At 36.8% G+C, this 7,102-nt stretch carries 7 protein-coding genes; all 7 read left to right on the top strand.

The features are described 5' to 3' along the window. Nucleotides 1–192 precede the first annotated feature (192 nt). Nucleotides 193–1,377, top strand: coding sequence for a methionine adenosyltransferase (gene metK / locus J2Z35_RS14175; RefSeq protein WP_209662059.1), 1,185 nt, complete (start codon nt 193–195; stop codon nt 1,375–1,377). An 86-nt stretch (nt 1,378–1,463) separates the two neighbouring features. Then, a complete protein-coding gene (gene recD2, locus J2Z35_RS14180; RefSeq protein WP_209662060.1) occupies nt 1,464–3,722 on the top strand; it encodes an SF1B family DNA helicase RecD2 in 2,259 nt (752 codons plus the stop codon). Next, entirely contained in the window at nt 3,700–4,392 is a 693-nt protein-coding gene (locus J2Z35_RS14185; protein ID WP_209662061.1) for a ComF family protein, read from the top strand. Before recD2 ends, J2Z35_RS14185 begins: the two co-directional genes overlap by 23 nt. A gap of 86 nt (nt 4,393–4,478) precedes the next feature. Beyond that, nucleotides 4,479–4,901 (top strand): flagellar protein, encoded by a 423-nt coding sequence (locus J2Z35_RS14190; protein ID WP_209662062.1) that lies wholly within the window; start codon nt 4,479–4,481, stop codon nt 4,899–4,901. Between the two features lie 87 nt (nt 4,902–4,988). Further along, on the top strand, nt 4,989–5,282 hold the full coding sequence (gene flgM, locus J2Z35_RS14195; RefSeq protein WP_209662063.1) for a flagellar biosynthesis anti-sigma factor FlgM: 294 nt from the start codon (nt 4,989–4,991) through the stop codon (nt 5,280–5,282). A 9-nt stretch (nt 5,283–5,291) separates the two neighbouring features. Further along, a complete protein-coding gene (locus tag J2Z35_RS14200) occupies nt 5,292–5,786 on the top strand; it encodes a flagellar protein FlgN (RefSeq protein WP_209662064.1) in 495 nt (164 codons plus the stop codon). 163 nt (nt 5,787–5,949) lie between these two features. Continuing rightward, nucleotides 5,950–7,047, top strand: coding sequence for a flagellar hook-associated protein FlgK (gene flgK / locus J2Z35_RS14205; RefSeq protein ID WP_209662065.1), 1,098 nt, complete (start codon nt 5,950–5,952; stop codon nt 7,045–7,047). The last annotated feature ends 55 nt before the right edge of the window (nt 7,048–7,102 follow it).

Below are 7,102 nucleotides of genomic sequence, written 5' to 3' on the forward strand. Positions count from 1 at the left end.
CATTAGATTCTAATGAACCGCCGTATACCGAACGGTACGTACGGTGGTGTGAGAGGTCGGTAGATAAAATAATTATCTACCTCCTACTCGATTTTAAAAATCCTCACAATGTGGGAATATTTTCCGGTATTTGCTTTTGGACCAGAGTCCAAAGAGTATATTTTGATTGTTTTAGATGAGGAGGCAAGATTCATGAGAAGACTATTTACTTCAGAATCAGTTACAGAAGGACATCCAGATAAAATTTGCGACCAGATATCAGACTCTATACTGGACGCAATACTAGCTCAAGACCCAGAGTCAAGAGTAGCGTGTGAGACTACAGTTACTACAGGGCTAGTGATGGTAGTTGGTGAGATTACTACAAAGGCTTATGTTGATATCCAAAAGATAGTAAGAGAGACAGTTAGAGAAATCGGATACACTAGAGCGAAATATGGCTTTGACTGCGATACATGCGCAGTAATCAATGCTATTGACGAGCAAAGTGCAGATATAGCTATGGGAGTTGACGAAGCACTAGAGCACAAAGAAGGACATATTCATGATGAAGTTGAAGCAGTAGGAGCAGGAGACCAGGGTATGATGTTTGGATTCGCTTGCGATGAAACTCCAGAGCTAATGCCACTTCCAATATCTCTTGCACACAAGCTTGCTAAAAAACTTTCAGAAGTAAGAAAATCAAAGGTACTTGATTACCTAAGACCAGATGGAAAAACTCAGGTTACTGTAGAGTATGATGAAAATGGGCCTGTAAGAGTAGATACAATAGTAATATCAACTCAGCACAACCCTGACGTATCAAGAGAAGTAATCGAAAGAGACCTGAAAGAATATGTAATAAAGCCAGTTGTAGACAAAACCCTTCTTGATGAAAATACTAAGTACCTAATCAACCCAACAGGAAGATTCGTAATCGGTGGACCTCAAGGAGATGCTGGGCTTACAGGAAGAAAGATAATAGTAGATACTTATGGAGGTTATGCAAGACACGGTGGTGGAGCGTTCTCTGGAAAAGACTCTACTAAGGTTGATAGATCAGCTGCATATGCTGCAAGATGGGTTGCTAAAAACATAGTTGCTGCAGGGCTTGCTAAAAAATGCGAAATTCAGCTTGCATACGCAATCGGAGTTGCAGAGCCAGTATCTATACTTGTAGATACATTTGGAACTGGAATCAAAGACGACGCTGAAATAGCTGCAATAGTTAAGAAAAACTTTGACTTAAGACCTGGAGCAATAATCAGAGACCTAAAACTGAGAACTCCAATATTCAAGCAAACAGCAGCTTACGGACACTTTGGAAGAACAGATATATCTCTTCCATGGGAAGAACTAAATAAGGTAGATGCTATAAAGGCTGACGCTGGATTATAATATATGGTACCGCTAGTTCTTAGGAACTAGCGGTATTTTTTATGGTTATGATATAATAAATATAAAAAAGAAAGTTGTGTATATCTATGTCTATAATTACTAAAGGGAAGGTCCTTGATATAATCTTTCAAAATCAGGAAAATGGCTATACCATAGCTGTAGTCTATACAGATGAACACGGGACCCTTACAGTAACGGGATGTATGCCCTCTGTTCAGGTTCAGGATAATGTCCAGCTCAGTGGTGCTTGGAAGGTTCATGAAGTGTACGGAAAACAACTTAATATAGATACCTTTTCCCACCTCCCTATGGACTCAGAAAGCGGAGTTTTTTCTTATCTAAGCTCGGGAGCACTAGAAGGAATAGGGGAAGCAATGGCGAAGAGAATAGTAGACAAATTTGGAAAATCAGCCATAGAAATCCTTGAAAAAACTCCAGATAGATATCTCGAAATAGAGGGAATAGGAAAGAAAAAACTGGATAAGCTAGTAAAGAGCCACATGGAGGGCAGAGAGCTCAAAAATATAATCGTAAACCTTAGCCCTTATGGCATTACTCCAGCATACTGCATGAAGATATTTAAAGCCTACAAAGAAAAATCAGTAAAGGTAGTCATGGAAAACCCATACGCACTTTGTCAGGATGTAAAGGGAATAGGCTTTAAAAAGGCAGACGAGATAGCAAAAAAATTAAATGTGGGTATAGACTCAAAAGAGAGAATAGAGCAGGGAATACTATACACCCTTCAGGAGTCTGCATATGAAGGACATACATATCTTGATATAAAAGACCTTGGACTTAGAGCTGTAGACCTGCTTGATATAGAGTCAGAAAAAGTGGTAAGAGGGATATATGACCTTGCAGTTAGCTCAGATGTAGTAATAGAGGAAAAGGAAGATGAAAAAAGAGTCTACCTTACAGTATATAGCGTTGCAGAATCAAGGTCTGCAAGTAATCTAATAAAGCTTGCTTCATATGAAAAGGAAGAAAAAACTCCATATAAAGATGCATTAAATATAATAGAGAACCTTCAAAATACTGAACATATCAAGCTTTCAAAAGAGCAAATCGAAGGTGCAAGCCACGCAATCTCATCAAACCTACTAGTACTAACAGGTGGACCAGGTACAGGAAAGACAACGACCCTAAGCTTTATAATAAAAGGCTTTGAAGAGCTTGGGAAAAAAGTAGCTCTTTGTGCACCAACTGGAAGAGCTGCAAAACGTATGTCAGAAGCTACAGGAAAATCCGCCTCAACAATACATAGACTTCTTGAGGTAGGTTACTCAGATGATGAAGAGGCTGTAATATTTAATAAAAATGAAGATGAACCAATCAAAGCAGATGCAGTAATAGTGGATGAAATATCTATGGTAGATGTACTTCTTCTTGACTCCCTCCTTAAGGCTATAAAACCGGGAACTACCCTTGTGTTTGTGGGAGACAAAGACCAGCTTCCATCGGTTGGAGCAGGAAGCGTACTTAGAGATATAATAGAATCAGATACCATAAAGACAATAAGGCTTACAGAGGTGTTTAGACAGGCCGCAAAAAGTAATATTATAGTAAGTGCCCATAGGATAAACCATGGGGAAATGCCAATCATAAATAAAAAAGACAATGATTTTTTCTTTATGGAAAGATATTCCCAAAGAGAGACAGCAGACCTAGTAGTAGAGCTTGTATCAAAAAGACTACCAGAATATTACAATCTTTCACCAAAGGATATCCAGGTTCTTTCACCTATGAGAAAATCAGAAGCAGGAGTAAACAACCTTAATACCCTTATACAAGAAGCTATAAATCCCTTAGAATCTGGAAAAAGAGAGCACAAAGGATTAAATAGAATCCTTAGAACTGGTGATAAGGTGATGCATATCAAAAACAACTATGAAAAGCAGTGGAAAAATGAAGATACAGGAGAAGAAGGAGAAGGAATATTCAATGGAGATATAGGGTACATAGATTTTATAGAGCCAAATGACAAAAAACTCTATATCAGCTTTGATGATGGAAAAAGAGTGGAATATGACTTTACCGAGCTTGACCAGATTGAGCATGCATTTGCTACAACTGTTCATAAGAGTCAAGGTTCTGAGTTTCCATGCGTAGTCCTTCCTATATACGCAATGCCGCCAATGCTTATGAGCAGAAAGATACTATATACCGCAATCACAAGGGCAAAAAAGCTCCTTGTAATTGTAGGAAACAAAAAATATCTTAGTGCAATGGTTTCAAATATATATGAAGAAAAAAGAAATACATCCCTAGGAGAAAAACTAAAAATGTTCAAAGACCAGGGGATTATTCTGGAGGAAGACTATGGAAATTCTGTTCCCTTCTAATATAAAGTGCATTAGCTGCAAAGAGCCTATACCAAAATCAAACCCATATAGCCTTTGCAAATCCTGTTTTCATAAAATTGAGTTTATAAATGACAACTGCACCCGCTGCGGTAGGAAGATAGATAGTCATTTTGATTGTCTTTGCGAAGAGGATGATCATATATTTGATAGCATATATGTATGTACTAGATATGAAGGTCTTATGGAAAACATGATATGGAAGCTAAAATATCAAAGCTCCACATATATTGCAAAGCATTTCGCCAAGATAATGTCCCACAAAATGGATTATGAAGGATTAAATCCAGATATCCTAATCCCTGTACCATCCTCAGCTTCAAGGATGAAAAAAAGAGGATATAACCAGTCTAAGCTTTTAGCCCAGTTTTTAGGAAAAGAGAGAAATATTGAGGTAATAGAGCCTCTTAGGAGAAAAAAAGATACAAAACCCCTTTCTTCCCTTGGAGTTATTGAGAGGAGACTTGAAATAAAAGAAGCATTTTTTATAGATTCAAAATATGAAAATCAGGACTTTAAATATAAAAATATTTTAATAATAGACGATATATTAACTACGGGCACTACAATAGATGAGATGACCCGTATATTAAAAGAGTGGAAAAAAGATATAAATGTAAGTGCCCTTGTACTATCAAGTGGCCGAATCTAAAGATAAAGCATTGGATAGTCTGTATAGTAGATGTTTAAAAATTAAATCTCAAATAAAATCTAGTAATTAAGAGGAGAGAGCTAAATATGGAACTAAAAAACTGCGTTAAATGTGGAAGAGCCTTTGGAGCGAGAGACAATGAAGAATACTGCTCTAAATGCTCCATGGATCATATAGAAGAGGATTTTAAAAAAGTAAGGGATTACCTTTATGACCATCCAGGAGCAGATATAAAAGAAGTGGCTCAGGCGACAGGAGTTTCTGAAAGAACTATAATAAAGCTCCTTAAGGATGAGAGAATAGAAGTTGTGGAGGATTCAAATGCCCTCTTAAAATGCGAAAGATGCACAGTAGGTATCAAATCAGGAAGATACTGTGACGAGTGCAAAAGTGAAATTGCTAAAGAGCTAATCTCCACAAGGGAATCCTTAAAAGGAAATGTAGATTTGAGCTCAAAAGATAAGGAAACAATCAAGACGGCAATTAGATCTACGAGAAGAGAGAGATAGTAAAGAAACTTTAACAAAAAAACCTGTTAAGTTATTGAAAAACCTAACGATATATACTATATCAAATAATTGGAAGGAGGAAAGACCGTGAAAATAAACAATATAAATAACGTACAAAGTGCTTATGGAGTATACAATAAAGATAAAGTGAAAAATGCATCGAAGGTAGGTCCTTCCAATGCGAAAGCGTTTGATATAGAGATATCTGGCATAGGAAAAGACTATAACTTTGCAATGGAAAAGTTAAAAGAAATACCAGAAGTAAGACGTGAAAAGATAGACAAGATATCAAATGAAATTGCAAACGGCACATATACTGTAGATGCAAAGAAGCTTGCAAAGGCTATAGTAAGCGGCATCACAGTTGATGATATAGTATAAGGAGAAAACATGGATATATATAGCAAGATTCTTGAGACCCTAAGAGGACAGCTAGATGCAAACAAAGCTCTCCTTGACCTTTCTAAAGAAAAATCAAATATACTTAGGGAAAACAACACATCAAAGCTAATGCTCCTTGCAAGTGAAGAAGAAAAGCTAGTGAGAAAAACCATAGAGCTTGAAAAAGAAAGAGGAAACCTTGTAAATGCTCTTAAAGTAAACGACCAGAGCATCACAGACCTGTCCTCATTAATTTCTAAAACATCTCCAGTGACTGCAGAAAATACAAAAAAGGTTTCACAGGAGTTAAAAGAGATACTAACAGAGCTACAGCTTCAAAATGACCTCAACAATAAGATTATGGAGATAGCTCTTGAGCAGATAGAATTTAGCAAAAATGTACTGATGGGAGCCTCAGAGCCTCAAACCTACGGCAAGATAAAGGGGAACTACGCAGGAGAAAAGCAAGCTCCTGGAAAAAAATTCTTTGAAGACAAATTTTAAATATACAATCTTTAAATATATTCTAGGAATGGATTCCTAAGTAGAATAATCATACCAGGACGGTTAATAGTCTCCTGGTTTTTTGTTGTCCAAAATACCTATTAAGAAATTCTCAAGGTTTCCGATACATATAGAGTAATTAAAACGCATAAGAGGTGAAAAGATGAGATCCACATTCGCAGGACTTAGTATAGCACAATCAGGACTATTTGCATCACAAAGATCACTTGATATCACAGGGCACAATATAGCAAACGCAAATACAAGAGGATATTCAAGACAAAGACTCAACCAATCGGCAGCAAACCCTCTAAACATAGCAGGAGGAAAAGGTCAGCTTGGTATAGGGGTAGATATGAAGCATATCACCCAAATCAGAGACGAGTTTATGGATATCAAATATAGAGACGAAATGACGGTACTTGGTGAGTGGGAAGAGAAATATATGGCTCTGACGCAAATAGAGTCTATATTTAACGAGCCAACAGATAATGGAATCAGAAAAGTACTTGATAATTTTTATCAAGGTCTTCATGATTTATCCCAAGACCCAGCAAGCCCTACAGCTAGAGCTGTAGTACTTCAAAGTGGAGTTGCACTTGCAGAAAGTCTTAGTCATATAAATAGCCAATTTGAAAAGATGGTTAGAGATATAAATGCAGAGGTAGAATCCACTGTTACAGATATTAACTCTATAGCAGATCAGATTGCAAGACTCAATAAACAGATTTATGAAGTAGAGGTAGATGGAAGTAAAGCTAACGACCTTAGAGATGCAAGAAATGTACTTATAGATGACCTTTCAAAACTTATTGATATACAGGTGGTAAATGTAGTAGAGCCTGGCTCTAAGTTTGCAAAAGTAAATATACTTGTTCAAGGCACACCACTTGTAGCTCATGATAAAACCAATAAGATAGATATGATAAAAGATGAAGTACATCCCCTTACTAAAGATGGACAACTTGCTGACCCGCCAAGAGATAATCTTTCTACTATAAGAGTCACGAATATTCAGTGGGAATCTGGGGCTCCTATTAACCAAAGTATCTTAAAAGGTATACTTGGAGGACAGCTTTCTCAAAGAGATAACTTTGAAGGCGAAAATAAAGGCATACCATATTATATTAGATCTATAAATGAATTTGCTAGGGGTTTTGCAAAGGAATTTAATGATATACATGAACTAGGAACGGGGTTAAACGGAGACACAGGAATGCCTGTTACCGGCAAGCATTTTTGTATAAATTTCGGCAAATAATTTTCCCTATTTTTTGGAATATAATTTTCCCTAAAATAGGGATTTTCTATTTTCT

Origin of the sequence: Acetoanaerobium pronyense (genome assembly GCF_017874355.1) — a bacterium.
Classification (GTDB): Bacteria; Bacillota; Clostridia; order Peptostreptococcales; family Filifactoraceae; genus Acetoanaerobium; species Acetoanaerobium pronyense.

Coding starts and splice junctions, on each gene's coding strand:
- J2Z35_RS14185 (WP_209662061.1), top strand. CDS start 3,700: ATGGAAATTCTGTTCCCTTCTAATATAAAGTGCATTAGCTGCAAAGAG.
- flgK (WP_209662065.1), top strand. CDS start 5,950: ATGAGATCCACATTCGCAGGACTTAGTATAGCACAATCAGGACTATTT.
- recD2 (WP_209662060.1), top strand. CDS start 1,464: ATGTCTATAATTACTAAAGGGAAGGTCCTTGATATAATCTTTCAAAAT.
- metK (WP_209662059.1), top strand. CDS start 193: ATGAGAAGACTATTTACTTCAGAATCAGTTACAGAAGGACATCCAGAT.
- J2Z35_RS14200 (WP_209662064.1), top strand. CDS start 5,292: ATGGATATATATAGCAAGATTCTTGAGACCCTAAGAGGACAGCTAGAT.
- J2Z35_RS14190 (WP_209662062.1), top strand. CDS start 4,479: ATGGAACTAAAAAACTGCGTTAAATGTGGAAGAGCCTTTGGAGCGAGA.